The 26,104-nt window shown below is 70.0% G+C and carries 20 protein-coding genes and 1 pseudogene; 4 read left to right on the top strand and 17 right to left on the bottom strand.

Going from position 1 to position 26,104, the window contains the following annotated elements:
* Window positions 1-118: 118 nt before the first annotated feature.
* From IPF36_RS10755 to IPF36_RS10745, 3 genes are all read left to right on the top strand, one after another.
* Window positions 119-730, top strand: coding sequence for a hypothetical protein (locus tag IPF36_RS10755; RefSeq protein ID WP_133094793.1), 612 nt, complete (start codon window positions 119-121; stop codon window positions 728-730).
* A gap of 150 nt (window positions 731-880) precedes the next feature.
* Window positions 881-1,084, top strand: coding sequence for a CsbD family protein (locus IPF36_RS10750; RefSeq protein WP_133094794.1), 204 nt, complete (start codon window positions 881-883; stop codon window positions 1,082-1,084).
* A gap of 249 nt (window positions 1,085-1,333) precedes the next feature.
* Entirely contained in the window at window positions 1,334-2,752 is a 1,419-nt protein-coding gene (locus IPF36_RS10745; protein ID WP_195427998.1) for a sensor histidine kinase, read from the top strand.
* A gap of 111 nt (window positions 2,753-2,863) precedes the next feature.
* Here IPF36_RS10745 and IPF36_RS10740 read toward each other — a convergent pair whose 3' ends face one another.
* Window positions 2,864-3,361, bottom strand: a complete 498-nt coding sequence (locus IPF36_RS10740) for a thioesterase family protein (protein WP_133094795.1) — start codon at window positions 3,359-3,361, stop codon at window positions 2,864-2,866.
* A 182-nt stretch (window positions 3,362-3,543) separates the two neighbouring features.
* Here IPF36_RS10740 and IPF36_RS10735 point away from each other — a divergent pair.
* Window positions 3,544-3,943: pseudogene (locus tag IPF36_RS10735) on the top strand (thiamine pyrophosphate-dependent enzyme); the annotation flags it as partial.
* A gap of 65 nt (window positions 3,944-4,008) precedes the next feature.
* On the opposite strand, the gene bcsR reads toward IPF36_RS10735, so the two are convergent.
* From bcsR to IPF36_RS10655, 16 genes are all read right to left on the bottom strand, one after another.
* Complete coding sequence (bcsR, locus tag IPF36_RS10730; RefSeq protein ID WP_135703571.1) at window positions 4,009-4,206, bottom strand: BcsR/BcsP family cellulose biosynthesis protein; 198 nt, start codon at window positions 4,204-4,206, stop codon at window positions 4,009-4,011.
* Window positions 4,203-5,792, bottom strand: a complete 1,590-nt coding sequence (bcsG, locus tag IPF36_RS10725) for a cellulose biosynthesis protein BcsG (protein WP_195427959.1) — start codon at window positions 5,790-5,792, stop codon at window positions 4,203-4,205. Before bcsG ends, bcsR begins: the two co-directional genes overlap by 4 nt.
* 42 nt (window positions 5,793-5,834) lie before the next feature.
* Window positions 5,835-8,429: a UDP-forming cellulose synthase catalytic subunit gene (gene bcsA / locus IPF36_RS10720; protein ID WP_255519742.1), complete on the bottom strand. Its 2,595-nt coding sequence runs from the start codon at window positions 8,427-8,429 to the stop codon at window positions 5,835-5,837.
* A complete protein-coding gene (bcsQ, locus tag IPF36_RS10715) occupies window positions 8,426-9,238 on the bottom strand; it encodes a cellulose biosynthesis protein BcsQ (RefSeq protein WP_195427958.1) in 813 nt (270 codons plus the stop codon). Before bcsQ ends, bcsA begins: the two co-directional genes overlap by 4 nt.
* Window positions 9,235-9,438 carry a hypothetical protein gene (locus IPF36_RS10710; protein ID WP_029047114.1) on the bottom strand — a complete coding sequence of 68 codons (204 nt, stop codon included), beginning with the start codon at window positions 9,436-9,438 and terminating at the stop codon, window positions 9,235-9,237. The genes bcsQ and IPF36_RS10710 overlap by 4 nt, the downstream gene beginning before the upstream one ends.
* Before the next feature lie 21 nt (window positions 9,439-9,459).
* The gene (gene bcsE / locus IPF36_RS10705; protein WP_135703574.1) at window positions 9,460-11,199 is read right to left on the bottom strand and encodes a cellulose biosynthesis protein BcsE; all 1,740 of its coding nucleotides are present in this window, start codon (window positions 11,197-11,199) and stop codon (window positions 9,460-9,462) included.
* Window positions 11,200-11,213: 14 nt separating this feature from the next.
* A complete protein-coding gene (locus tag IPF36_RS10700) occupies window positions 11,214-15,056 on the bottom strand; it encodes a cellulose synthase subunit BcsC-related outer membrane protein (RefSeq protein WP_195427957.1) in 3,843 nt (1,280 codons plus the stop codon).
* Window positions 15,041-16,255, bottom strand: coding sequence for a cellulose synthase complex periplasmic endoglucanase BcsZ (bcsZ, locus tag IPF36_RS10695; RefSeq protein ID WP_133094801.1), 1,215 nt, complete (start codon window positions 16,253-16,255; stop codon window positions 15,041-15,043). Before bcsZ ends, IPF36_RS10700 begins: the two co-directional genes overlap by 16 nt.
* Window position 16,256: 1 nt before the next feature.
* A complete protein-coding gene (bcsB, locus tag IPF36_RS10690) occupies window positions 16,257-18,572 on the bottom strand; it encodes a cellulose biosynthesis cyclic di-GMP-binding regulatory protein BcsB (protein WP_135703577.1) in 2,316 nt (771 codons plus the stop codon).
* 327 nt (window positions 18,573-18,899) lie between these two features.
* Window positions 18,900-19,562 (bottom strand): hypothetical protein, encoded by a 663-nt coding sequence (locus IPF36_RS10685; protein ID WP_135703578.1) that lies wholly within the window; start codon window positions 19,560-19,562, stop codon window positions 18,900-18,902.
* 22 nt (window positions 19,563-19,584) lie between these two features.
* Window positions 19,585-20,571, bottom strand: a complete 987-nt coding sequence (gene surE, locus IPF36_RS10680; protein ID WP_133094804.1) for a 5'/3'-nucleotidase SurE — start codon at window positions 20,569-20,571, stop codon at window positions 19,585-19,587.
* 90 nt (window positions 20,572-20,661) lie between these two features.
* The gene (gene dmpG / locus IPF36_RS10675; RefSeq protein WP_133094805.1) at window positions 20,662-21,687 is read right to left on the bottom strand and encodes a 4-hydroxy-2-oxovalerate aldolase; all 1,026 of its coding nucleotides are present in this window, start codon (window positions 21,685-21,687) and stop codon (window positions 20,662-20,664) included.
* Between the two features lie 11 nt (window positions 21,688-21,698).
* Window positions 21,699-22,622, bottom strand: coding sequence for an acetaldehyde dehydrogenase (acetylating) (locus IPF36_RS10670; RefSeq protein WP_195427956.1), 924 nt, complete (start codon window positions 22,620-22,622; stop codon window positions 21,699-21,701).
* 59 nt (window positions 22,623-22,681) lie between these two features.
* Window positions 22,682-23,464 (bottom strand): 2-oxopent-4-enoate hydratase, encoded by a 783-nt coding sequence (gene dmpE / locus IPF36_RS10665; protein WP_133094807.1) that lies wholly within the window; start codon window positions 23,462-23,464, stop codon window positions 22,682-22,684.
* Window positions 23,465-23,523: 59 nt separating this feature from the next.
* Window positions 23,524-25,092 carry a DUF1302 domain-containing protein gene (locus IPF36_RS10660; RefSeq protein WP_195427955.1) on the bottom strand — a complete coding sequence of 523 codons (1,569 nt, stop codon included), beginning with the start codon at window positions 25,090-25,092 and terminating at the stop codon, window positions 23,524-23,526.
* 122 nt (window positions 25,093-25,214) lie between these two features.
* Window positions 25,215-26,006, bottom strand: coding sequence for an SDR family oxidoreductase (locus tag IPF36_RS10655; RefSeq protein WP_195427954.1), 792 nt, complete (start codon window positions 26,004-26,006; stop codon window positions 25,215-25,217).
* Window positions 26,007-26,104 lie beyond the last annotated feature (98 nt).

Raw genomic sequence — 26,104 nt, 5'->3', positions numbered from 1 at the left:
TCCCATTACCCCTGCAGCCTACGCTGTACATACGGCGTGGCCAGCAGCGCATCGCCGCCGGCCCCTTATGCGTACGACTATGCGTACGACCACGCAACCAACTGGAAAGGAGCTCGACATGATGAAGAAATGGCTCACTGCAGCAGTGTGTTCGATGATGGTCGCGGCCCCCGCGGGCTATGCCCTGGCCCAGGCGACAGCGCCCGGCACGCCGCCGGCCACCACGGCCGCCGCTGGCACCCGCGCCGACTATGACGCCGCGGCCAAGCAGGCTGATGCGGACTACAAGGCTGCCACCGCCAAGTGCGACGGCATGAAGGACAACGCCAAGGACGTGTGCAAGGCCGAGGCCAAGCGCGACCGCGACGTGGCCAAGGCCCAGGCCGAAGCCCGGCGCGACGGCACGCAGAAGTCCATGGCCAAGGCCGAGAAAGTGAAGGCCGACCGTGACTACGACGTTGCCAAGGAAATGTGCGACGACAAGAAGGGCAACGACAAGGACGTTTGCAAGAAGGACGCCAAGGCTGCCCATGAAAAGGCCCTGACCGCCGCCAAGGTCGACAAGGCCGCGGCAACCGGCTCGCGCACCGATGTGGCGGAAGCCCGCGCAGATGCCAAGAAGGACACGATGGACGCCGCTTACAAGGCCGACAAGGAACGTTGCGATGCAATGTCCGGCGATGCCAAGGACAAGTGCCAGGCTGACGTAAAGGCCAAGTACGGCAAGTAAGGTGGCAAGTAGGCCGACAGGCAGCCCATGCCGGCGCTGTCGCCGGCATGGTCCAGCCGGGCCGTCCGCCAGCCCCTGGCGGACCATTCATCGACGCAATGGCGGGCGGCCACCGCGCGGCCCGTCCGCCCCCGCATGAAGGAGCACAACATGAACTGGGACCAGATCGAAGGCAAGTGGGAGCAGGCCAAGGGCAAGATCAAGGAAAAGTGGGGCAAGCTCACCGACGATGACATCGCGCAGATCAATGGCAAGCGCGACCAGCTCGCCGGCCGCATCCAGGAGCGCTATGGCTACTCCAAGGAGCGCGCCGAGGAAGAGATGAAGGCGTGGGAAAACGACTCGCGCTGGTAAGCCGGTTTGTCACGGCAGCATAAGGCGGGACGTCCTTGGACGTCCCGCCTTCTTTGTTGCCCGGGCTGCGCTCTGGATACCCCCACGTCGTGGGGAGTGATCCCCGCTGCATTAAGCAGGCGTTAGCTCTGTATGCAAAGAAATGAAGCACGCATCACGCGCAGACGTCATAACATGTCGCGTCGCGGCAGCGCGCCAGCGATGGGCGCCGACCTGCCGCTGTACGCCTGCTGGCTACCCGCACCGCGCATGTACGCTGCCCTGCCTGCCTTCGTCTCGTCCACCTTCCTCGGTTACGGCCTCTACGTGCTGGTGACCAAGGGGGTCACGCGCGTGTCGGCATCGTTCTTCCTGCTGTGCGTGACCACCTTCGCCTGGCAGGGCACGTGGGTCTTCCTGTACCAGGCCACGCATCCCGACGTGGCGCTGTTGCTGGCCCGCCTGGGTTACCTGTTCATCCTGTTCCTGCCGACGACGTTCTACCACTTCATCGCCGAAGTGACCGAGCGCCGCCGGGAACGGCCGCTGCTGCTGGCCTCCTATGGGCTCAGCCTGGTGCTGGTGGTGCTGCTGCTGACCACCGGGCAGGTGGTGTCGGGCTACTACACCTATTTCTTCGGCGACTATCCCAAGGCCGGGCCGCTGCATCCGCTGCACCTCGCGCAGACCGTGCTGGTGGCGATCCGCAGCGCCTGGATCCTGGCCGAGGCCCGCCGCAACGCCACCGCCGAACGCCGCAAGCGCTACAACCTGTGCCTGGTGGCGGTGGTGCTGTATTCGCTGGCGGCGGTGGACTACCTGGTCAACTACGGCGTGGCCTTCTACCCGCCGGGTGTGGTCTTCGTGGCGGCGAGCCTGGGCATGCTGGCTGTCAGCGTGGTGCGCTACGACCTGATGCATCCGTATTCGCTGGCGGCCACGGTCGCGCATGAAGTGCGCACGCCGCTGGCCACGATCCGCATGCAGGCGCAGGAGCTGGCGTGCACCTGGCCGCAGGTGCTGCAGGGTTACCAGCTGGCGGTCGAGCAGGGCCTGTGCGAAGACCGCATGCGCCCCGGGCAGCTCGAGCGCGTGTCGAGCCTGGTCGGCGCGATCACGCGCGAGGTCGATGGCACCAGCACGGTGATCGACATGGCGCTGGCCTCGGTCACGCTCGAGCGGCTGGACCGCAGCACCTTCGCGCCGCACGGCATTGCCGACTGTGTCCATGCGGCGCTGGAGCGCTACCCGTTCCAGGGCGATGAGCGCGGCTGGGTGCATGTGCGCGGCATCGATGCGGGCTGGCGCTTCGTCGGTTCCGACACGCTGCTGGTCTACGTGCTGTTCAACCTGCTCAAGAATGCGCTGCATGCGATCCGCGCCACCGGCGGCGGGCGCATCGACATCACCGGCGCGACCGAAGGCCAGCACCATGTGATCCGCTTCCGCGATTCCGGCCCCGGCATCGCGGCCGACGTGCTGCCGCGCATCTTCGAGCCGTTTTTCTCGACCAAGGCGCATGGCCTCGGCGCCGGCCTCGGGCTGGCATTCTGCCGCCGCGTGATCGAGACCTTTGGCGGCCGCATCGAGTGCGAGTCGGTGCCCAGGGTGCACACCACCTTCACGCTGCGGCTGCCGCGCTTCACCCCGATGGCCGACAGCCGGCTGCGCACCAGCACCGCCGGCTGAACCACGCCGGCGGTAGGGGTCATGCCACAACGTCTTGCTGCCTTTCAGCGTGCATTTCAGCGGGTATCAGGCCAGGCGCTGCACTGACGCATGCCACGCCGGGCCGCTGCATCAGCTGGCAAACCGGGGCAACGCCAGCTCATACTCCTTCACCCGTTCGATGATTCCCGCCGGGAAGCGCGAAATGCGCTTCTGACGGTCGGCAAACACGATCTGCTGGTAACCCAGCGACACCGGCTTGCCGCCCACGCAGAAGCGGAACAGCAGGTAGGCCGAGCACTGGCGCACCTGGAAGGTGTTCAGGTAGCAGTCCACGCGCTGGAACGGGAAGGTCTCCTCGACATACTCCTGGTGCGCGCGCTTGGTCACGAAGACGCCGCCGGCGGCCAGCAGGTTGTCATGGATGCATTCATGGAACCACCGCTCGCGGCAGATGCCCTGCCATTCGAAATAGCGGGCGAAGTACGTATTCATGAAGGCGTTGGAATCCTTGAGGTAGATGTCGATTGCATGGTGGAAGGTCTTGTGTTCGCCGGCCTCGAGCGAGCCTGGCTCCGGCATCGTCGTCGCGTGGTTCAGGACTTGGGGGATCACGTCTCGCATCAACATGTGTTGACTCCTTGAAAGGGCTGCAGGCGGCAGCCGCGCCTGCCCCGGGGAGGTCGGGGCATGCTGGCATTCTGGCCGGATGCGGTGCGCTGATGTGCATGGTGTGGCACGCAACATCATCGGCGACCAGGCCACCTGCCACCGGCCGCTCGATGCGCCGCTGACCGCCGATACCGAAGGCTCTGACCGGTGGCGCCATCGGCGACGGCCTGCCCCTGGCGGTCGGCGCGGCGGTGGCGCCACCGGACCGGCGCGTGGTGTCGCTGCAGGCCGACGGCTCGGCCATGTACACGCTGCAGTCGCTGTGGACCATGGCGCGCGAACGGCTCGATGTCACCGTGGTGCTGCTCGCCAACCGCAAGTACGCGATCCTGCTGGGCGAACTGGCCGGCGTCGGGGCAAGCCCCGGCAAGACCGCGCTCGACATGCTGGGCCTTGGCAATACCGGACCTGGACTGGGTCAAGCTGGCCAACGGCATGGGCGTGGAAGGAGCGCGGGCGAAGGACATGGAGACCTTCGCCGACCTGTTCCGGACGGCGAACGGCCGCAAGGGACCGTTCCTGATCGAGCTGGTGATCTGACCGGACGATAGCGGCCACGCCGTCGAGCCATGCAACGGCCGTGCCGGATACGGCGGCCGCGGCGGTCAGGCGTCGCGCGGCGGCGCCTCCGCGTCATAGCCCAGCAACCCCGCCAGCAGCGGCCAGCGCCGCGCGGCCGCTTGCGCGGCCCGCCGTTCCTGGTGGTCGAAATACCGGCGCGGGTCGAAGCCGTCGACCTCGCTGCCAAGGACGTCGATATCGCTGCGCGCCAGCGGCTGTCCGCGTGCGTTGGCCGGCTTCATGGCTTGCCCTCGATCCAGACCCCGTCCGGCGTGCGCACGACATAGCCGTTGCCTTCGCGCATGGTCACGGTGGCCTCGTTCTCGCCGACCATCTGCGTCTGCGGCAGGTCGCTGGCATAGCTGGCCAGCGCCGGCGCCTGCGCGGCGAACGGGTTCTCGGCAATCAGGTTGGACAGCAGCTGCGACAGGCCCAGGTAGCTGGTGGGCGCATCGATGGTGACGGTGCTGTTGTTGGGCCTGGGCAGTCCCACCAGCTTGACGCCCACCGGCACGTTGATGATGCGCGGGGTCGGGATCTCGCGCATGCCGGCGATCTGGTTGGCGTCGCCGCGCAAGGCCGCGCCATGCTCGGGCACGAACACGATCACCGCGCGCCGGCCCGATTGCGCCACCATCTCGATGACCTTGTCGATGTCGCCCAGCAGCCGCGACAGCCGCAGCGGATAGGACTCCAGGCTGGACAGCCGGTTGTCGGTCATGCGGTTGCCGTCGTGCAGCGTCACGGTGTTGTAGTACAGCGCCTGCGGCCCGCCGCCGGCCTGCTGGCGATCGCGGAACCAGCGCTGCAGCACGTCGAAGTCGCCGATGACGGGCGAGTTGTCGAACGAGCGCATCGCCACCGGCAGGCCGGTGTTGGGGGGCGGCGCGACGCCGTCGACGCCGATCTCCTTCTGCACTTCCTTCAGGAAGTTGTCGAAGTGGCCGTCGTGGTTGAGCAGCATGCGCGTGGAGAAACCGGCCTGCGCCAGCGCCTGGAACAGGTGGCACTGGGCCGGCGCCGGGTCGTACAGCGCCTTGTGCTCGGGCTGGCCGCAGGCCGCGCGCAGCACGCGGATCGCCGCCGGGCCGCTATAGCTGGCCGCCGAGCTGAAATTGGTGAACAGGAAATCGAAGCGCTGCAGCAGCGGGTTGTCGCGCGCGCGCGCCGTGTCCAGGTCGTCCCATGACAGCGAGCAGACATGCAGCACGATCACGTCGTACTGCGTGTCTGGCGTGGCCGCCATCCGCGGGAAGCTGACCTGGCGCAGCGCTTCCTGGTTGCGGAACGCGGCCAGCCGGGCATCCGGGCCGCTTGCGGCGACCTCGGCACCGCCAGTGCCCAGCGCAGCGCCCGTGGTCAGCGCCGCGGTCGCGGTGCCGGCGCGGGCGCCCGCGATGCCGCCCGGTCCGCCGGCGCCGTACAGCGCCTGCCACAGCGGAACCGCGACCAGCGCGCCCAGCACCAGCGTTGTCACCCGCACCCAGCGGTTCACGAGCCAGAAGGTCACCAGCGCGGCCAGCGCGACCAGCAGCATCTCGCGCGTGATCACGCGCTGCGCCAGTTCCAGCATGTACGCGGGCGTAAACGCCTGCAGGCTGGTGAACTGCGAGACCACGCGCGCGAAGGGCGGCAGCTCCGATTCGCGGTACATCAGCGCGGCGCCCGCCACCACCGCCAGCATGTGCCGCAGCGCGGACAGCGCCGGATGGCGGATGCGCACCACCAGCACCAGCGCGAACAGCAGGTTCAGCAGCCATTGCGGATGCAGCCGGCCGATAAAAAACAGGTACAGCTTGGCGATGAAGTAAAGGTTCCAGATGCCCATTGTCCGAAGCGTGGCGTGGCCGCGTTTCCGTTGTGTTTGAGTTCAGAGCCGTCGCGGGCGCACGCGCTCGGCCAGCGCCGTGGTGGCGCCGCGGAACGCATCGACCAGCCGCAGCAGCCCCTGGTAGCCCATCTCGATCACTTCCTTGAGACCGCGCAGCGGCACGTCCACCGGTTGCTCGTCGACCCAGTGGATCCAGGCGTCGGCGCGGCCGAAGGTGCACTGGACCAGTTGCTGCTCGGTGCGCGCGTCCATGCCGTCGAAGCGCACGCCCATCTGCCGCTCGACATTGCGCGTCACCACCGCCGGGAAATGGTAGCTGCGGGTGCCGCGCGACAGGCACACGCCGACGTGCGTGCCGGGCTCGACCCTGGCCTCCACCGGCAGCGCCAGGCCCAGCCCGCCCAGCGAGTAATTCTCGGTCTTGCAGGCGAGCGTGCGGCCGTCGGGCAGCAGCAGCGTCGCCGGCACGCGCATCGGGATGCGGTGCGACACGCGCACCTGGCGCGCCTCGCGCGCCACGCCGATGGCCGCGCCCAGCATCACCAGGTTGGCCAGCGCCCAGCCCAGGTTCATGATGATCGCCGAGGGCTCGAAGGCCGGATCGAACAGGATGCGCCCCAGCCCCAGCAGCAGCGCGATCACGTTCAGCGCCAGCAATACCAGGTAAGGCTTGGAAATGGTCCAGTCCAGGTATTCCTCGCGGATTTGTCCGCCCTTGGCCGTGACGTTGAACTTGCCCAGCTTCGGGTTGATGAACGCCATCGTGGTCGGCAGCACGATGTACCACGCCAGCACCGATTCATAGACCTCGGCCCAGAACGAATGCCGGTAGCGTCCCTGCAGGCGCGAGTTGGTGATGTTGGCGACGAACAGGTAGGGCAGCACGTAGGCCATGATCAGTACCGCCGAGGTATGGATCACATGCAGCCCGAAATACAGGTACGCGATCGGCATGGTCAGGAAGATCAGCCGCGGCACGCCGTAGAAGAAGTGCAGCATCGCGTTGGTGTAGCACAGGCGCTGGAACAGGTGCAGGCCCTTGCCGAACATCGGATTGTCGATGCGGAAGATCTGCGCCATGCCGCGCGCCCAGCGGATGCGCTGGCCGATATGGCCCGCCAGGTTCTCGGTGGCGAGCCCGGCGGCCTGCACGATGCGGATATAGGCGCTGTTGTAGCCGCGGCGATGCAGTTTGAGCGCGGTGTGGGCGTCCTCGGTCACGGTCTCCACCGCGATGCCGCCGACTTCTTCCAGCGGCGCGCGCTTGATCACCGCGCACGAACCGCAGAAGAAGGTGGCATTCCAGAAGTCGTTGCCGTCCTGGATCAGGCCGTAGAACAGGCTGCCTTCATTGGGCACGCGGCGGAAGGTGTCGAAGTTGCGCTCGAACGGGTCCGGCGAGAAGAAATGGTGCGGCGTCTGCACCATCGCGCATTTGGGGTCGGCGAGGAACTCGCCCATCGTCATCTGCAGGAAGGAGCGCACCGGCATGTGGTCGCAGTCGAAAATCGCGACGTACTCGCCCTGCGTGTGCCGCAGCGCCGAATTGATATTGCCCGCCTTGGCATGCGCGTGCTCGGTGCGTGCCAGGTAGCCCACGCCGGCGTCGCGCGCGAAGTCGCGCACTTCGTCGCGGGCACCGTCGTCGAGGATATAGATGCGCAGCTTGTCCTGCGGCCAGTCCAGTCCCAGTGCGGCGTAGACGGTCGGCTGCAGCACCCGCAACGGCTCGTTGTAGGTGGGGATCAGCACGTCGACGGTAGGCCAGCTCGCGGTATCGGGAGGCAGCGGCGCCGGCTGGCGGTTGAGCGGCCAGATGGTTTGAACGTAGCCCAGGAACAGCACGATCCAGGTATAGACCTCGGCCGCGAACAGCAGGTAGCCGAAGACAGCCTCCGGCACGCTCTCGAACTGCAGCGTGGTCGTGATGCGCCACCAGATATAGCGGCCGGCCATCATTACCGACAGCGCGGCCATGGCCAGCGTGGCGGCGCGCCCCGGGATGCGGCGCAGCACCAGCAGCCCCAGGATGATCAGCACGGCCAGCAGGAGCTGGTCGCGCAGTGGCAGCGGCGTGGTGCACAGCAGGATGCCCGCGGCGGCGGCCAGCGACAGCAGCGCCGGCATTAGCCACGGCACGCCGGACAAGGTGGGCGACAGCGACTCGAGGCGCAGTCCCACGCGCTTCCAGTCGATGCCCGGCAGCCGCGCCAGCAGTCGCCGGCGCAGCCGCTTGGCGCGGAAGTAGACCGGCTCGAGCCAGCTGCGGAACCAGCGGCGCAGCGCGCTCGGCTCGGGCGGCGCCTGCGGCTTGCGGCGATGGTGCACGTCGGCGGCGAGCGGCACCAGTGCGCGCGGGGGCCGCAGCAGCGCCCGGCTCAGCCAGATGCCGGGGCCGTGCCGGTGGCGCGGGATGTCCAGGCGCTGGCGCAGGCGCCGCCGCATCCAGCTGGCGGCGAGCAGCGCCAGGTCGGGGCGCCCGCGCGGCGGGGTGCGGAAGAACACCCGCAGCAGCCACAGGCTGACCGGGGCTTCGGCGGCCACGCCCAGCTCGCGCGCCAGCGCGCGGCGCAGCGCCTGGAACCAGTCGGCCGCGCGCTGGCGCAGCGGCAGGGGCAGCAGCGCGCGCATCATGTCCGGTCGGCCTCGGCGGCCATCTGGCGGGCGCCCATGTCGCGCACGCTGGCGGGTCCGGCCTTGCCGCGCACGGTCAGCAGGCTCCAGCCCGATACCCACGAGGCCAACCCCTGCAGGTCATGGGCCGCCTGCGAGTACGGCGTGCTGCGGCAGAAGCTCTCGCCGCGGGCAAAGGCTTCGGGCACGGCGGCGTCCTCGTGCACTTCATACGGCAGCAGCTCGCCGTCCAGCGTGGCGCGCAGCAGCACCGAGATATCGGTATGGAGCTGGCGCGCCGGCTGCAGCCGCGTGACCGCGCAGGCCACGGCGGCGCCGCTCTCGCGCAGCGCCGCGCGCAGCGGCGGCAGCGTGGCGCAGGTCTGCGGCTGCGGCGGCACCAGCACCAGCACGAGATCGGCCGCGGCAATGGCCTGGCGCGCATGCGGCGACGGCCACGGCGCGCTGTCGACCAGCGCCAAAGCATTGCTCGGCAGGTCGACCTGGGCCAGCAGGCCGCGCAGCAAGTGCGGATCGCGCTCCATCCGCTCGGCCATGCGGCCTTGCTCGGCCGCGCTGCCGGGATCGCCCCACGGCACGAACAGCACGCCGTCGTCGCTGCGCTGTCCCGCTTCATTCCACCTGGCGCTGTTGCACAACCCTGCGCCGGCCGGCGCGCGCAGGCCGAAGTGGAAGCCAAGCACCCCGCGCGGGTCGCATTCGACGGCCAGCGCCGGATGGCCGTGCCAGGCCAGCAGCGTGGCGAGTTCGGCGGTGACGGTGGTGCGGCCCGCGCCGCCGACGGTCGAGACGATGGCCACGGTCTTCATTCGCGCTCTCCGCTCGCCTCGCGCCAGCGCCGGCCGCGGATCACCACCGGCTGCAGCTGGGGCGGCAGCCGCACCGCGCGGCGCGCGCGCGGCAGGCGCCAGCGCGGCAGCAGGCGCAGCAGCCGGAAGTGCCAGACGACCCAGGCCACCGGCACGGCCAGGATCAGCCCCCAGATGAAATAGCCGAGAAACAAGTCCATGGTGTTTCCTGTCGATCTTGCCTAGCGTTGCGGCTTCAGCGGGATGGCAAACGCCTGTGGCTGCGCGCGCCGGCCACGGCGCGCGCGCGAGGTCGCGGGCAGCGGGATCGGCGCGTCCTGCGGCGGCAGTTCCGCCGGCGCCGCCACCGGCGACGGACCGGGCTGGCTGGCCAGCCAGCCGCTGTAGTCCTGCACCGGGCGCTGCGCGAGATCGGATTCGAGCCGTTTAAGCGAGCCCAGGATCGATTCGGGATCGCCGCAGCGCAGCTCCCCGCCGAACAGCTCGGACATCGGCCGCACAAACACATGGCGGCACGCGGTCTCGACGTTCTCCATGCGGCAGGCGAAGAAGAAGGCGTAGACCGCGTTGCTGCCGGCGGTGCACAGGTCGCCGGCATCCTGCATCTGGCACGCGCGCAGCGCGTCGACATGCGCCACCTCGGGCAGCAGCGGCAGCTCCAGCAGCACGTGCGGCAGCCGGATCACGCTGCTGCGTTCGAGCGTGGTGCGCACCAACGAGACAAAGTCGGCGGGCGGCACGTAGCCCGTGGCGGCGGTGGCCACCACCGCGGACAGCGCGTTCTTGTAGTCCGGCAGGATCGGGCGCGAGAACACCTGGCCCTGGATCGCCTCGATCATGGTCTGCACGCGCGCGAACGGCGTGTTGCGGTGGATCACCAGGCTGGCGCCCAGCGTCAACATCAGCAGCTCGTAGCGCTGGCGCAGGATCTCGTGGTCCTCGCGCACCACGATCTTGAGCGCCTTGCCGCCGTCATGGCGCAGCTGGTGCACCTGGCCGGCCAGGGTCTCGAGCTCGGCGATCTGGCCGTAGTGCAACACCACGGTGGCCGCGACCGCTCCGGCGGCGGCGGCCACCGCGGCGGCGTTGTCGTCGACCACCTGCCAGTGCGCGGGGATCCAGCGTTCGCGCAGCACGGCTGCGCGGCTGACGATGATGCGGTCCTCGTCGGGGGCCAGCAGCGTCGGCGCCTCGCCGGGCGCGATGGCTTCGTCGGCGCCGCTGCCAGCCACCAGGCCGCGGTCTACCGGCGAGAAGCGCAGCGGCACCATCTCGGGCGGCAGGATCGCGTCCTTGTGGCGCCAGAAGCCGACTTCCCAGACAAAGTGCCCGTGCTGCTGCGCCAGCCGCGCGACGCCGGCGAAATGCCGGTGGAACCCCGCCAGCGACGCCAGCTGCAGCGCTTCCGTGCCGCCGGGCGGCGCCATCACCAGCAGCACGCCACAGCTGTTGCTTCTGCACCATCGTGCCAGCAGCTCGCCGTCATCGGCCAGCGCGACCGGGTCGTCCCAGCGGAAATACGCCTGCGCGCCTTCCACCAGGAACTGGCTGCCCTGTGCGCCGCACTGGTCCACCATGGCCTGCAGCGCTTCGGTCAGCACGGCGATGCCGGAGCGGCCGGGCACGCCACGCAGCGTGCAGACGTTGGCGCGCGGATGCAGCGTGCGCGAGCGTTCGATGTCGAGGCCGTGCGCGCGCAGCATGTCGGCGATCCCGGCCGGTTCGCGCGGGGACAGCACCGTGGTGCGTGCGCGCAGCAGCCGTGCCGCGCTCTGCCAGAACAGCGCGTCGCAGGCGGGCGTGGCGTCGGCATAGACCACGTGCACGGCGGTGGGCTCGAGCGCCGCCAGCGCCGGCGGCAGCGCATCGATGGCCAGCGCCGGGCGCGCCTGCAGCCAGGCGCGCGGCTTGTTGCGCGTGCGCGGCGGCGGCGGGGCGGTGGGGCGGCTGGCGTCGTTCATCGTGTCGGGATGGCTCAGTAAGTCGAATACGGCCGCACCGGGGTGGGCGGGTAGGGCACGGGGCCCTGTTGCTTGTCGAAGATATAGCGCACGTAGGCCTGCGCGCGGTTTGGCGCGTAGTCGCGCGAGCGGTCGATCTCGAACACCGCGCCGGCGACCCAGTGCGGGGCAAGACGGTACTCGATCGCCGCGCCGATGGTATAGCTGAAGCCGCCGCCGGAGCCGCCGCCATAGGTGGCATTGCCGGAGAGTTCCTGCAGCCGGGAATCCGTCGGGTAGTACGGCATCGACTTCTCATACGTGCTCGACAGCCCCACCGAGCCGCGCACGCGCCACGACAGCTTGTCGCGGCGCCCGGTCCAGTCCAGCGGGATGCCGAACGACAGGTAGCGCTGCGGGCTGTAGTAGCCGCCGTGTCCGAAGCTGTAGTAGCGCTCGTTCTCGCTGTAGCGCCAGTAGTTCAGCACCAGGCCGCTGGTGAGGCGCTGGTCGCGCCGCACGAAGACGGGCACGTCGAAGCCGGTGCGCACGGTGAACTCGCGGTTGGTCAGGACATTGTGACCAGTGTAGATGCCGTATCCCAGATCGGCGAACAGGCCAAAGCGCCCCACGTCGCGCGCATATCGCACATGCACGCCGTTGCGCACCACGCCGCCCCAGGTGGCCGCGGGCGAGACCACGCCGGTGGTCGGGTCGACATGGGCGGGATCGGTGGCGCCGGCGTACGACACCAGGCTGCTGGTGACGGCGCGGCGCGAGACGTCGATGGTGGTCGATGCCGGCCCCATCTCGCCGCGCCAGCGCAGCCCGCCGACGATGTTCTGCCGCAGGAAGCCCAGCGGCGTGGTGCCGATGTCGGCACGCCAGCTGTTGTAGGCGCCGTTGAACTCGTAGCCGGCCGCCAGCGCCACGCCGCGGTCGTTCTGGCCGATCGGGCCGAGGCCGGTGTTGCCGAGCGCGCGGATGCGCCCGAAGTCGCGCGAGGCGGACAGGTTGTCGGCGGGCAGCGTGCCGGCATCGAGCAGCACCGTGTCGGCATGGAAGAATGTGTGGCCGGTGTAGCCGTGCGGAATGCGCACGTACAGCGGGATCTCGGTTGCCAGCAGGCGCGAGATGCCGGGATCGCCGGTCTTGTGCGAGAACAGCACCGCCGAGGCCACCTGGCCTTCGCGCCGGGCTTCGAGCGAGGCCAGCGCGCGGCCGGCCGCGGTGCCTTCGGCGCCCTCGGGGCCCGGGCTGACGCCCTCGCGCTGCTCCAGCACGCGCGCCTCGCGGTACAGCGCCGCGGCCTGGTCGAAATCGCCGCGCGACTGCGCGATGCGCCCGGCCTGCACCGCGATGTCGGCGCGCCCGGGATAGCGCTGGCGCAGCGGGCCGACCACCGCCACCGCCTCGTCCTCGCGCCGCATCGCCGTGAAGCGGCGCGCGATCGACAGGCGCGTGTCGATGTCGTCCCCCGGGGTATCGGCGAGCACCGCGCGCACGATCTCCAGCGCCTGGTTCTCGTCGCCCTGGCGCTCCAGCATGTTGGCCACCATCAGGCGCGCGCCGGCGTCCGTCGGGTTGGCCGCCAGCACCTGGCGCGCGGCGTCGGCGGCGCCGGCATAGTCGCCGCGGGCCTCGCGCAGGTCGGCCAGCGCCAGCAGCCAGCGGCGCTCGCGCTGCTGCGCTGCGGGCACGGCCATCAGCGTGCGCTGCGCCCCGGCGAAATCGCCCTCGGCAATCAGGCGGTCGCTCTCGCGCACCGCCAGCCGCAGCGACTGGTCGTCGAGATCGGCGCGCTGCGCGGCGTTCAGGCCGGGACGCGCGCGCACGTCGGCGATCCACGCGCGCAGCGCATCGTCGTGCCCGGCCGCGGCCAGCAGTTCGCCATAGCGGATGCGCACGTCGATGGCGGGGTCGTCCGGATGCGCGTCGAGCCAGTCCGTGACCAGCTTCAGGCCGGTGTCCGGCTGGCCCAGCGCGATCCATTCGCGCCCGACCGAGGCCAGCATCTGCGGATCGTCGGGCACCTCGGCTGCGGCCGCGCGCAGCCGGGCCATGGCTTCGTCTTCGCGGCCCTGCGCGGACAGCTGGCGCGCTTCGCGCAGGAGGCGCTGCGCGGCCAGGTTGCCGGACAGGCGGCGCATGCCGTCGGAGCGCTCGGCGTCCGGCACGCCAGCCAGCAGCGCACTGGCGGCGTCGATGTCGTCGACCGAATTCAGGTAGAGCGCCGCGGCATAGCGCATCTCGGCGTTGCCGGCGGCGGCCACGCCTTCGTCCATCACGCGCCGGGCCAGCACGGGCAGGCCCAGGTCGCGGTAGGCGCGTGCCAGCGTGAAGCGCGTCCAGGGATCCTGCGGCGCCAGCCGGATCGATTCTTCCAGCCGTGCCAGCGCCGGGCTCTGCTTGCGCTGCGCCAGCAGCTGTTCGCCCTGCAGCGCGAGCAGTTCGGCGCGCAGGCTGCGCAGCTCTTCGGCCGAGTCCTTGAGGCGGCTTGCGGTGCTGGCGATCAGTGGCCCGGTCTCGTCGCCACGCCCGCTTTCATTGAGCAGCCTGACCAGCGTGCGCAGGCTGCCGATATCCGGCTCGGGGCCGGCAAGGTTGGCGCGCAGCAGGCGTTCGGCCTCGGCCGGCCGGTCCTGCGCGATCAGCGCGTCGGCGAGGATGGCGCGGGCATTGGCGTTGTCCGGCTGCTGCTGCAGCGCCTGGCGCGCCAGCGCTTCGGCCTGCGCCGGCTTGCCCTGGGCGTTGGCCTCGCGCGCGCGCGCCAGCGTGCCCCAGAACGTGGCGGTGCCCTGCAGGCTGCGCCATTTGCCGCGGTTGCCGGGATCGAGCTCGGCGGCGCGCGTGAACAGTTCGCGCGCTTCGTCGTGGCGTCCCTGGCGCAGGCGCACCAGCCCCAGGTTGCCAAGCGTCTCGCCTTCGTTGCGGCGCTTGCGGTTGGCGCTCTCCAGCGCGGTTTCGGCCTCGCGCACATTGCCGCGCGCCAGCTGCTTCTCGCCCTCGCGCCGCGCCTGGTAGGCCGGGCTGGCCTGCTCGCGCTGGCGCGCGGTGCCGTGCTTGCCCAGCTCGGCCAGCGTCTGGCGCGCGGCGTCGTCGTCCGGCACTTCCTGCAGGTAGGCCTCGTACCACTTGTAGTACGCGGGATCGTCGCTGACGTTGTAGAGCGTGCGCCGCCACATCTCCAGCGCGCCCTTGCGGTCGCCGTCGGGCCGCCGGGCAATGCGCTGCAGGATGCCGAGCCCTTCCTGGCGCGTCGCCTCGCGGTCGGTCAGCAGGCTGGCCAGTGCCATCTGCAGGCGCAGGTCGTCAGGGTTCTGGCGCACGCGCGTGCGCAGCTCGGCAATGGTGGCGGTGCGCCCGGCGGGCGTGCCGGCCAGGATGCGGTAGTAATCGATCGCCAGCTCGCCGCGCGGGGCGCCGTGCGGGAACAGCCTGTGCAGCCGGGCGATCGCTTCGTCGGACTTGCCGGCGCGCGCCAGCAGCCGGATGCGCGCCATCTCGGCCTTGTCGCGCGTGGCGATGCGCCAGGCGTCTTCCAGTTCGAGCGTGGCGGGATGGCCGGGGTTGGCCTGGCGCAGCCGGCGCAGGATCTTCTCGGCTTCGAGCGGGCGGTTGGAGCGCAGCTCGATCAGGCCCATCAGCATCAGCGCGTCGGGCTGGTTGGGATCGATCAGCAGCGCCTTGTCGAGGATGCCGCGGGCCACGTCGGTGCGGTTCTTGGCTTCCCACATGCGTGCCGCGGACAGCAGTTGCGCCAGCTCGGGCGAGGGCTTTGCAGCCGGTTGGGCCAGCGCCGGCGCGGCCGCCATCGGTGCCACCGTGGCGGCGCCGAACAGTGCCGGCAGCAGGATCGGGTTCAGCGCGCGGGGCATCCGGTCTTCCATGCGGGCAGCAGCGCGCCGTCTTGGGCAAAACGGTACTGGCCGTCGAGATAGCCGAGCCCGAACAGCGTCAGCACCTGGGTGTAGTAGCCGGCCTGGCCGCCGGGCTCGCGCTGCGCCAGCTCGCGCGTGCGGCGCGCCTGCGCGGCGGCCTGCTCGGCGCGGCCGAGCGCGGCCAGGTAAGGCGCCACCGCGGCGCTGAAGCCGCCGTTGCCCGCGTTGGGGCCGGGCTGGCCGGTCTGGGTATCGATGCGCTCGGGCGGGTAGCCCCTGGCCGCGACATAGTCGGCCAGCGGCGTGAAGGTGCGCAGCAGCGCGGCGCGCTGGGGCTCGTCGGCCGGCAGCGTGCCGGCCCACAGGTAGACGCGGATCGCGTTGTAGGCGCTTTCGGCGCGGGTGGCCGCGTCGGGCAGGAAGCCGCGGCCGGCTTCGTATTCGACCCAGTCGGGCGAAAAGCCGCGCGGCGCGGTGTCCAGCATCAGCCGCGCCGACGTGCCGACCATCTGCTGCCACGCCGGCTCTTCCGGCAGCGCGGCGGCGAGCCGGCGCATCACCTGCAGCGGCACGTAGCTGGGGTTCAGGCGCCAGCGCTTGTCGCCCAGCCTGAAGCCCTGCGGACCCGGCAGCACAGTACGGCCCAGGCCGGGCAGCAGCGCGGTTTCCTCGCGCAGGATGCGGCGCGCCAGCAAGGTGCCGAGCGCGGTGAAGCGGCGCTCCTGCCACAGCCGGCCCGCTTCCAGCAGCGCGTAGGCGATCCACAGGTCAGCGTCGGATGCCGGGTTGCTGTCGATCACGCCCCAGCCGCTGCCCGGGTTGTCCACATGGCCGGCGCTGGCTGCCTGCGCGGGCGTGAGCTTGCCCCAGATCCACGCGGGCAGGCGCGAGGCCAGGTCGCCCTGGGCCAAGTTGTTCTCGGTCCAGGCCAGCAATTTCTCGAAGCTGGCGCGGTCATTGGCCACCAGCGCGAAGAACAGGCCATAGGCCTGGCCTTCGGACACGGTGGCCTGCTGGTCCGAGCTGCGGTCGATCACGCGCCCGTCGGCGCTCATGAGGTGCTGGCGGAAGGCATCCCAGTCGGCCCACTTGCAGGCCGGTGCGGGCGCGGCATTGGCCGCAATGGGGGCCAGCGCGGCACAGGCCAGCGCGCCGGCCGCCAGCCATCGGCCCAGCCCTGTCAGCGTGCGCCGCATGTCAGCTCCCGCCGCGCCGCGCCGCCAGCCTGCCCAATGTCCAGAACAGCGACAGCGCCACCACCAGTCCGGCCAGCAACCCGCCGATCGCCATCAGGCTCGGGAAGGCCGACACCCGCACCCAGATGCGCGCATACCACGGCAGGTCGCCGACGTAGTAGCGCTCGCCCAGGCGCAGGCCATCGACCTGGTCCTGCCGGATCACGGTCAGGTCGCCGCGCATCTGCGCCACCTTGCCGGGGTTCTCGAGGGCGTCCAGCACGTCGGCCACGCGGCGGTCCTCGGTGGCGGTCAGCGCGACCACGGTATTGCCGTCGGCCAGCGGCGATTCGAAGCCGACCAGCGCCGCCACCGGGCCATCGGCTGACAGGATGGCGCGCCCCACCGGCGTGACCGGGTCTTCGCGCATGCCGGCGAGCCAGTTCGACCGGATGCTGGTGCGCTGGTCGCGCAGCGAGATCTCGGTCTTGCCGCGCGCGATCAGCAGCGGCAGCGACTTGCCCCATTTTTCCAGCGTGGCGGCGCCGCTGCCGGTGCCGATCAGCAGCAGGTTATGGTCGCGCACGGTATCGATCTTTGCCGTCGGCACCACCGTCACGCGCAGCGACGGCAGGCCGGTCCACTTGCCCATGTGGCCCAGCAGCGACAGCAGCGCTTCCTGGTCCGTCGCGGTTGGCGCGTCGGGCACGACCACGGCGGTGTCGGCGAGATCGGCCAGCCGGGTGAAGGGATAGCCGCTGTTGGCGAAGTACGCCAGGTTGGGCAGGCCGGTGTAGTGGGAAAATTGGCTGAAGTCGATGGTCGAGTCGGGATCGATCGCCGCACGGGCCACGTCGGTCGCGGTGGAGCTGCACAGCGCCGTCTTCTGCGAATCGATATGGAACTGGAACTGCATCTGGTTGTTGCTGCCGACGCGGAACGCCGGGATGCCGACCCGCTGCGCCGCCGACGCGGTGGTGCCCGACAGCAGCGGCACGCTGACCACGTTGTGGTCGTCGGTGCTGGCCAGCGGGCGCAGCCGGTACGAGCGCACCAGCTGGTCGTTGATGTCGATGCTCAGTACCGAGTCGTTGTAGGTGGGCGGCGCGGTGTAGCGGTAGCGCAGGTTCAGCGGCACGTTGCTGCGGGTCCAGTCGTACAGGTCCGCCGGCACGCGCAGGTTGACGCGGATCGGGTTCGGGTTGCCGCCGGCGACCTGCAGGTCCCGCGGGTCCGCCACCAGTTCGCGTAACAGCACCGGGCGGTCGGTCGGCGCCCACGCCGGCGCGTCATAGGGCCGGCGCGGCTTGCCTATGTCGACCGACTCCACCCGCGCGCTGTTGCCGGCCATGGCCACCTTGCCCAGCACCAGGGCATTGACCGCGGTCTGCAGCTCCTGCGCATTGCGGCCGGCCACCACCAGCAGCTTGCGGTCCGGGCTGGCCGGGTTGGGCATGAGACTCACGGTGGGGCCGGCGATCGCCGGCAGGTTAAGGCCCGCCGGAATGGTCTGCGGCGTGACGAAGGCAATGGCATCGCTGCCGGCCGGCGCGGTCCGCGCCACGGGGAAGCGCGCCTCGCGCCAGGCGGCCAGCGCGCCCAGCCACGATGCCGCCACGCCGGCGGCGCGCAGCGTCGCGCTGTCGGCGCCGGCCGGCAGCACGAACGGCACGGTCACGCGGCGGTTGTCGCGGCGGTCGAAGAACGGTGCCGGCAGCAGCGCCAGGTTATCCGGCAGCGACACGCGCAAGGTATTGAGCGTCAGCGTGGTGGCCGGGCTGATGTCGGCCCACAGGCTCGAGTGCAGCGGGTCCTCGCAATGATCCAGCGTGTAGTGCGCGATCAGCTGCACCCGCAGGTGGTTGAAGTCGGTGAAGAAGCGCGGGTCGATATCGAGCTCGCGCGTGACCAGTCGCCCGGCTTCCTTCTCTTCCAGCGGCAAAGTCGCGATGACCTCGTCGTTCAGCGTCAGCTTGATATGCGACAGCGGGAACACCAGCGCCGGCGAATAGGTAAACGCCAGCTTGAGCCTGGCCGCCGTGACCACTTCATCGAGCCGCACGCCGATATCGAGCTGGCGCGCGTGGTCCACGCCGCGCAGCGCGATCGGTCCGTAGGCGCCCATCTGGCGCAGGGTGAGGACGTGGGTGGCGGAGTTGGCCGGCGCGGTTGCGGCAGGCGTGAGGAGCGTGGCTGACGGCCTTGCGGCAGGCACGGACGCGGCGCCCGCGGCCGGAGCTTGCGCGCCCGCCGGCCACGACAGGCATGACAGGGCGAGCAGGCCGGCGGCGGCGTGTAGCGGGGGCCGGTGGAAGCGGGGCGGGACGGAGCGGGTCATGGGCAGGATGGCAGTTCCTTTGCATGCTTCCAGGGCGGACGGCCCACGCGGCGCGGGAACTTTGATACCCGCCGCGATGGCACGGCGCAATGTTGCGGCAACTGGTACGGCTTCTGGCTGATAACGGTCGCGCAAGTGTAGCTGCAAATGCACCCCGGGGCTCCACTTTGCGACAGCGCTCTAAAAAAGATTCAACGGCGAATAAAAAAGGCGGAAAAGCCACCCTCTTGCCAAAGGGGACATTTCCGCGCGGTTTGGTAGGAGAAGCACCGGCGCGGAAGCACGGCAAGTCGCCCGCGCTTCACTCCGTCCACTCCGGCGTGCCACTTACCCGCAGGAGTCGTCTGCCCGGCAAACGCCGTGCAGCACCATCTCTCCCATCAGGTCCAGGGCTGGCTGGTCGGCGATCGCCTCGCGCATGGCATCCAGCGCGGCGTCGTGCGGATCGGCGGGGTTGCCGGCCGCAAGCGGCGTGTCATGCCAGCGGCGCGGCACGGCGGCGGGATCGATGCCGACACCGGCGCCCTCGGCCAGCGCGTCAAGCACCGCCTGCTCGGCCGCCGCGATGGCATCGGCGCCCAGGCGCGCCGCGTGCTGCGGGCCGAAGCTGTCGAAGGCTTGCGCCGGCGGCCCGTCCAGCAGCTTCCACAGTGCCAGTTCGGTCAACGGGGTGCAATTGACGGTTTGCCCGGCCAGCACCAGGCCGTGGAGCCGCTGCCGGTTGGCCTCGCCCTGTGCCTGCCCGCCGTCGCAACGCACCATCACCGCGCCGTCCGGCACGCTGTGCAGGCGGAAGGCGCCGCTGGCGTCGGCGGTGGCCTGGCGCACCTGGCCTTGCGTGTCGCGCAGCTGGACCGATGCGCCTGCCAGGGCCGCGCCGACCGCGGCGGTGCCGCCGATGTCGCGCGATTCGTCATCCCCGCATGCCGCCAGGGCCGCCACCGCGCCTGCGAGCACGAGGTGGCGCCAGTTTCCAGGTTGCTTGCCCATGATGTCTTCCTCAGTGTCGTCCTCAGGGCGCCAGCGCGGCCAGGTCGCGGTGCGAGCGGTTGAACAGGCCGCGCGCAAGCGGCGTCGGGCGGAAATCCACGTCGAGCGGCGAGATGGTGATGAACTTGGCCAGGAACGCCGGGGTCTCGGCGGTGCGGGCGAGCGCCTTCAACTCGGCATCCGCTGCGCCGGCTTCGATCGACACCGTGTTGTCGGCATTGCGCTTGTATGCGGTGGTGAACGAATCCACCGTGCCCGGCACGGTCAGGCGCACGCCGGCCGGGGCCTGGCCGCCCGCGGTGATCGGGTAGTTGATGCTGAGCGGATTGGCCACGGGCAGCAACGGCTGCCCCGCGCGCCGCGTGGCCTCCAGGCTGGCGATCACGCGGGCCAGGAAGGCCCCGGCCTTGGGAAAGGCTGCCAGCGTTGCCGGAAACCCGCTGCGCGCCTCGGCAAAGTCGACGCCGACGCTCAACGCGATGGCCGGCACGCCGCGCCGCGCGGCGAACAGCACGTTCATCACCGTCCCCGAATGCGGGATCGAGTCCGACAGGTTCTCGCCGAAATTGGCGCCGGAGACGACGAGGTCGGGCGTGAAACCGCTTTCCGGGCCGACGATCTTCAGGCCCATGGCGGTGGCATCGACCGGCGAGCCGCTGCCGATGTAGTCGGCATTGGTGGCGTTGAGCGCGCCGCCGGCCACGTAGGTGGGCTTGACCCGGTGCACGCAGTACGTGTCGGCGCCGCCGGCCAGCGGTTCCACCACCAGCCGCGTGCGTCCGTCGGGCACGGCATAGGCGGCACCGGAGCCGCTCTGGTTGCTGGCCGGGCCAACCGTGATGACGCGGTGCCCGGCATCCTGCAAGGCCTTGCGCACCGCGGTGATACCGGGCGCGGCGCAGCCGTCGTCATTGGTCAGCAGCACATTGAGCGCCTGGGCGGGGGTGGCCACAGCGGCCAGGGCCGCGGCAGCGAGACTCAGCCGCAAAGCGGCGGGAAGTCGAAGCATGGAACCAGTTCCTCGTTCTGATGGTGTGGAAAGCGCTGCATGGCCGCGGCGCCGGGTAAAAGTAATGAAGCGAACCGATGAAGCGGCGCCCTACGCCGCGAGCAATCCCCGCGCGCGCGCCAGCGTGATCGCCGTGTCCTCGATCATGTCTTCCTGGCCGCCCACCAGGCGCTGCCGGCCCAGTTCGACCAGGATCTCGCGCGCGGGGATGCGGTACTTGGCCTCGGCGCGCTTGGCGAACAGCAGGAACGACGAATACACGCCGGCATAGCCCAGCGTGAGCGCGTCGCGGTCGATGCGGATGGGCTGGTCCATGATCGGCACGACCAGGTCTTCGGCCACGTCGGCGATGCGGAACACATCGACGCCGGTCTCGATGCCCATGCGCTCGCACACCGCCACCAGCACCTCCATCGGCGTGTTGCCCGCGCCGGCGCCCAGTCCCGCGGCGGCGGCGTCGATGCGGGTGGCGCCGGCGGCAATCGCGGCGAGCGAGTTGGCCACGCCCATGGCGAGGTTGTGGTGGCCGTGGAAGCCCAGTTCGGTTTCGGGACGCAGCGCCTGCCGGACCGCGGTCAGCTTTTCGGTGACGTCGTGCGGCAGCATGTGGCCGGCCGAGTCGGTGATGTACAGGCAGTTGGCGCCATAGCTTTCCATCAGCAGCGCCTGCTGCACCAGCACCTCTACGGGCGCCATGTGCGCCATCATCAGGAAGCCCACGGTATCCATGCCGAGCCGGCGCGCCATGCCGATATGCTGCTCGGACACGTCGGCCTCGGTGCAATGGGTGGCGACGCGGATGGTCTGCACGCCGATGTCGTGCGCCATGCGCAGGTGGTCGACGGTGCCGATGCCGGGCAGCAGCAGCGCGGACACGTGCGCGTTCTTCAGTTCGCCCAGCACCGCGCGCAAATACTCTTCATCGCTGTGCGCCGGAAAGCCGTAGTTGACCGAGGCGCCGCCCAGGCCATCGCCGTGGGTCACTTCGATCAGCGGCACGCCGGCGGCGTCCAGGCCGCGGGCGATGCCCTTCATCTGTTCCAGCGAGATCTGGTGGCGCTTCGGATGCATGCCGTCGCGCAGGGTCATGTCGTGCAGGGTGATGCGTTGGACCATGGCGTGGCTCCTCAGGCAGTGGTGGTGGCGCTGGACAGCATCGCGGCGGCGATGCACTCCGCGGTGCGGGCGGCGGAGGCGGTCATGATGTCTAGGTTGCCGGCGTACTTCGGCAGGTAGTCGCCCAGGCCCTGGACCTCCAGGAAGATCGAGACGCGCTTGCCGTCGAACACCGGGCCGCGCTTGCCGTCGAACACCGGGCCGTTCTTCAGCGTGTAGCCGGGCACGTACTTGCGCACCTCGGCGATCATGTCGTGCACCGACGCGGTAATCGCCGCGACGTCTGGCGCCTCGTCGGTCAGGCAGTGGATGGTGTCGCGCATGATCAGCGGCGGCTCGGCCGGGTTGATCACGATGATGGCCTTGCCCTGGCGCGCGCCGCCCACGGCTTCGATCGCGCCTGCCGTGGTGCGCGTGAATTCGTCGATATTGCGGCGCGTGCCGGGCCCGACCGAGCGCGACGACACCGTCGCCACGATCTCGCCATAGGCCACCGGCTGCACGCGCGACACCGCAAACACCATCGGAATGGTGGCCTGGCCGCCGCAGGTGACCATGTTCACGTTCATCTCGTTGCTGCCGATATGGGCCTCGAGGTTGACGGGCGGCACGCAGAACGGCCCGATCGCCGCCGGCGTCAGGTCGATCACGCGCACGCCGCGCGCGGTCAGCCTGGCCGAGTGCCCGGCGTGGACGTAGGCCGACGTGGCATCGAAGGCGATGCGGATATCGTCGGCCTCCAGGTGCGGCAGCAGGCCGTCGATGCCGTCGCTGGTAGTCTTCAGGCCGAGCTCGCGCGCGCGTGCCAGGCCCTCGGATGACGGCTCCACGCCGACCATCCAGACCGGTTCCAGGATGTCGCTGCGGCGCAGCTTGTAGAGCAGGTCGGTGCCGATATTGCCGGGCCCGATCAGGGCGCATCGGATCTTGTTCATGGTGTCTCGCGTGGCAAGTGGAAGGAATCAGGAAGTCAGCAAGGGAGTCAGCAAGGAAGTCAGCAAAACGCGGCGCTGCAGCCGCCGATGCCGGTGATGTGCATGGACAGCCGGTCGCCGGCCTGGACCGGGATCAGCGCCGCGAGCGAGCCCGACAGGATGGCCTCGCCGGCCAGCAGCGGGATGCCGAAGCTGCCCAGCGTGTTGGCCAGCCAGGCCACCGCATCGGCGGGATGGCCGAGCGCGGCGCTGCCCAGGCCCGTGGCTACGCATTCGCCGTTTTTCTCCAGCGTCATCGCGCAGGCGGCCAGGTCGAGTCCGTGCGGGCTGACGCGCTCGTCGCCGAGTACGTAGACGCCGCAGGATGCGTTGTCGGCGACGGTGTCCTCGATGCGGATGCGCCAGTCGCGGATGCGCGAGTCAACGATCTCGAAGCACGCCGCCACCGACTCGGTCGCGTCGAGCACGTCCTCGCGCGTCACGCCCGGCCCGCGCAGGTCGCGCCGCAGGAAAAAGGCGATTTCGCCCTCGGCGCGGGGCTGGATCAGCGTATCGGTCGGAATGGGCTGGCCCGCCGCGTAGTGCATGCTCTGCAGCAGGATGCCGAAGTCCGGCTGGTGCACGTCCAGCATCTGCTGCACGGGCTTGCTGGTCACGCCGATCTTCTTGCCGGCGACGCGGTCGCCCGCGGCGAGGCGGTGGGCAATGAAGCCTTGCTGGATGCGATAGGCGTCGTTCACATCCAGCGCCAGGCCGCGGCCGCTCAGTGGCGGCACCGGCGAGCGCGTGACGAGCGCGTGGTGGAGTTCTTGGCTGAGCGTGGCGATCTGGTCCGGGTGCATGGGGAGGAACGGGTTGCGCTGCCGCGGACCTGCCGCGGCAGCCAGGGACGAAGCAGGCGTCAGAACGAATACTTGGCGTTGAACGCCACGTAGTCGCGGTCAGCCAGCGGACGGTTGGTAATGCTCGGCCCGCCGATGAACGCCGCGTAGGTCAGGTTGAGCTCCAGGTTGTTCAGGTACTTGAAGGTCAGCCCCACGCTGGCGCGCCGGTCGCCATAGCCCATCAGCGTGCCGAAGGCGCCGGCCACCGCCGAGCGGCCGCTGAACTGGTGCGCGTAGGTGAGCGGCACGGTCAGGTCCCAGCCATCGAACACGTTGTTGTAGGTCAGCGACCAGCCGAGCTGGAACGCCGCCGAGTTGCGCGTGTTGGTCAGCTGGCTGAAGCCCATCACCGGATCGACGCTCAGCACATGCAGGTAGGCGACTTCACCGAGCAGCGACTGCGAGTTGGCGAGGAAGGTCGGCCCCACCGAGTAGATCGCGGACAGCTGTCCCTGCAGTGCCTTGCCGCGCGAGGCGGTGGGCGAGCCGGCCACGTCTACCAGCATCGGGATGCCGTCCTTGTAGCTGACTTCGCCGGCGATGTTGGCGCCGAGCACCTGGGTGGAGAAGCTGGCGCCGGTCAGGTTGATGCCGCCGAAGAACTTCTCCTGGTATTGCAGCGTGGGGAACAGCGAGGTCACGACGCTCGGGTTCTTGTCGTGGTAGCGCAGCTGGTAGAGCCCGAGCTCGGTGCCCTCGAGCACGCGCCAGCGCGCGCCCACGCCCCACTGTCCCCAGTCGGACGGGCGCACGTCCGGCCCGCGCGGGATGCGGAAGCCGGGCCCGATGATGAACTCCGCACCCGGGCCGACCACGTCGCTGGTGCTGAAATAGCTGCCCGGCGCCGACAGCTGGTTCGGCTTGAAGGTGAACTGGTAATAGCCCATCAGGCTGAACGACGGCGTGACCTGCAGCTGCAGCGAGGCCTGCGGCACCGGCAGCAGGATGTCCTTGACCTCTGCGCCAGGCACGAACGCCTTGGTGGCGTCCGCTGGCCCCTGCGCGCCGGCGATATTGGCGAAGAACAGGCTCTCGCCCCATGCCACCACCTGGTTGCCCAGCTTGAAGCTCAACTGGGTGCCGCCGACCGGCGTGGCGCCGTAGACATAGGCATCGAGCAGCTGGGCGCGATGCTCGTGGTAGTCCTGCGCCGATTCCGTGAACTGGTTGAACGGGCCGCTGTGGTTGACCGTGAACGGCGCGTTGTTCGAGTTGGTGCCGCGGTAGGCCCAGTCGTAGAACACGCTGCCGCGCACCAGCGCGCCGAAGGCGCCGTGGCGCAGATGTGCCTCGCCCAGCAGCGACACGCGGTTGGCGATCATGTCGCCGGGCTTGAAGTTGCGGTCGCCGTCGTCGCCGTTGATATTCGCCGGGCTCAGCAGCGTGTCGCTGCGGTGGCCGGTGCGCACGGCGGCGCCGTAGGATGCGGTGACGCTGTAGTCGAGCGTGGTGCCGCGGCCGAATTCGATGGTGTCGCCGGCATGCGCGGCAGGCGCGAGCAGCGTGGCCAGCGTAGCCAGTGCCGCGGCGGCGATCGGCCGCAGCCGGCTGCGGCGCTTCACTGGGCCGCGTGGTGGTTGTTGCATGGTGGTCTCCCCTTGGTTTCGGTGGTGGTTCATGGCCTGGCACTTCGAATGGCGCGCATCTGGCCGCAAGCGTAGAGAGGGGGAGACCTGCACAAATCGGCAGAACGGACTAGGCGGTTTCCCTACGGCACGCGGTTGAGCGATGCCGCGTCGAGAAAGGCCGGGCGTTCGCCGCCGCCATCGATCACGAGGTTGGCGCCCGACACATACGACGCCTGCGGCGAAGCCAGGAACAGGCATGCATTGGCGATGTCATCAGGCTGTGCCAGGCGGCCCAGCGGCACTGTCGCGGCCATCGCGCGCAGTGCCCCGGGATCGCCGTAGTGCTGGTCGCGCGAGGTGTCGGTCAGCACCATGCCCGGACTGACCGCGGCAACGCGCACGCGCGGCGCCCATTCCACCGCGAGGGTGCGCACCGCGTTGAGGATGCCGGCCTTGGCGGCGCCATAGGCCGCGGTGCCGGGCGAGGGCCGCAGCGCGCTGACGCTGCCGACGAACAGTTGCGTGCCGCCGCCGGGCTGCCGCTGCATGCGGGCATTGACGCGCTGCGCCAGCTGCAGCGGTGCCACCAGGTTCAGCCGGATCACCGATTCCAGCAGGCGTGGCGAGGCTTCGGCGACCAGCGCGTACGGCGAGCCGCCGGCGTTGTGGATCACGACGTCCAGCGTGGGGCTGGCCTGCGCGATCTCGGCCAGCATGGCATCGGCCTGTTCGAGGTCGCGTATGTCCGCGGCGATAAAGCGGGCGCTGCGCCCGTCTGCGCTCGGCAGCTCGCCGTCGTGCGCGGGCGCGGTGCGTCCGCAGACGAAGACCTGCGCGCCCGCGCGCAGGAAAGCCTCGCTGATGGCGCGGCCGATGCCGCGCATGCCGCCGGTCACCAGCACGGCCTGGCCGGTGTAGTCGAATCCTGTCATGGGGTCCCCCCTGATGCATGGAGGGCCCATCGTAGGAGAAGTGGAGGGATCGCTCTTAGTCCGAATGAACGATGCCCGGCAGGCCGTGGCTGCGCAAT

Origin of the sequence: Cupriavidus sp. IK-TO18, from assembly GCF_015549295.1 — a bacterium.
Taxonomy (GTDB): domain Bacteria; phylum Pseudomonadota; class Gammaproteobacteria; order Burkholderiales; family Burkholderiaceae; genus Cupriavidus; species Cupriavidus oxalaticus_A.
This window is presented reverse-complemented; position numbering and strand designations above follow the sequence as displayed.

What these genes read in the sequence shown, in the direction of transcription:
- bcsZ (WP_133094801.1), bottom strand. Translation starts at nt 16,255, where the DNA reads ATGCGGCGCACGCTGACAGGGCTGGGCCGATGGCTGGCGGCCGGCGCG.
- IPF36_RS10750 (WP_133094794.1), top strand. Translation starts at nt 881, where the DNA reads ATGAACTGGGACCAGATCGAAGGCAAGTGGGAGCAGGCCAAGGGCAAG.
- IPF36_RS10660 (WP_195427955.1), bottom strand. Translation starts at nt 25,092, where the DNA reads ATGCAACAACCACCACGCGGCCCAGTGAAGCGCCGCAGCCGGCTGCGG.
- dmpG (WP_133094805.1), bottom strand. Translation starts at nt 21,687, where the DNA reads ATGGTCCAACGCATCACCCTGCACGACATGACCCTGCGCGACGGCATG.
- IPF36_RS10655 (WP_195427954.1), bottom strand. Translation starts at nt 26,006, where the DNA reads ATGACAGGATTCGACTACACCGGCCAGGCCGTGCTGGTGACCGGCGGC.
- IPF36_RS10710 (WP_029047114.1), bottom strand. Translation starts at nt 9,438, where the DNA reads ATGGACTTGTTTCTCGGCTATTTCATCTGGGGGCTGATCCTGGCCGTG.
- surE (WP_133094804.1), bottom strand. Translation starts at nt 20,571, where the DNA reads ATGCTTCGACTTCCCGCCGCTTTGCGGCTGAGTCTCGCTGCCGCGGCC.
- bcsE (WP_135703574.1), bottom strand. Translation starts at nt 11,199, where the DNA reads ATGAACGACGCCAGCCGCCCCACCGCCCCGCCGCCGCCGCGCACGCGC.
- IPF36_RS10685 (WP_135703578.1), bottom strand. Translation starts at nt 19,562, where the DNA reads ATGGGCAAGCAACCTGGAAACTGGCGCCACCTCGTGCTCGCAGGCGCG.
- IPF36_RS10740 (WP_133094795.1), bottom strand. Translation starts at nt 3,361, where the DNA reads ATGTTGATGCGAGACGTGATCCCCCAAGTCCTGAACCACGCGACGACG.
- IPF36_RS10745 (WP_195427998.1), top strand. Translation starts at nt 1,334, where the DNA reads ATGTACGCTGCCCTGCCTGCCTTCGTCTCGTCCACCTTCCTCGGTTAC.
- IPF36_RS10700 (WP_195427957.1), bottom strand. Translation starts at nt 15,056, where the DNA reads ATGCCCCGCGCGCTGAACCCGATCCTGCTGCCGGCACTGTTCGGCGCC.
- bcsQ (WP_195427958.1), bottom strand. Translation starts at nt 9,238, where the DNA reads ATGAAGACCGTGGCCATCGTCTCGACCGTCGGCGGCGCGGGCCGCACC.
- IPF36_RS10755 (WP_133094793.1), top strand. Translation starts at nt 119, where the DNA reads ATGATGAAGAAATGGCTCACTGCAGCAGTGTGTTCGATGATGGTCGCG.
- bcsA (WP_255519742.1), bottom strand. Translation starts at nt 8,429, where the DNA reads ATGATGCGCGCGCTGCTGCCCCTGCCGCTGCGCCAGCGCGCGGCCGAC.
- bcsB (WP_135703577.1), bottom strand. Translation starts at nt 18,572, where the DNA reads ATGACCCGCTCCGTCCCGCCCCGCTTCCACCGGCCCCCGCTACACGCC.
- IPF36_RS10670 (WP_195427956.1), bottom strand. Translation starts at nt 22,622, where the DNA reads ATGAACAAGATCCGATGCGCCCTGATCGGGCCCGGCAATATCGGCACC.
- bcsR (WP_135703571.1), bottom strand. Translation starts at nt 4,206, where the DNA reads ATGAAGCCGGCCAACGCACGCGGACAGCCGCTGGCGCGCAGCGATATC.
- bcsG (WP_195427959.1), bottom strand. Translation starts at nt 5,792, where the DNA reads ATGGGCATCTGGAACCTTTACTTCATCGCCAAGCTGTACCTGTTTTTT.
- dmpE (WP_133094807.1), bottom strand. Translation starts at nt 23,464, where the DNA reads ATGCACCCGGACCAGATCGCCACGCTCAGCCAAGAACTCCACCACGCG.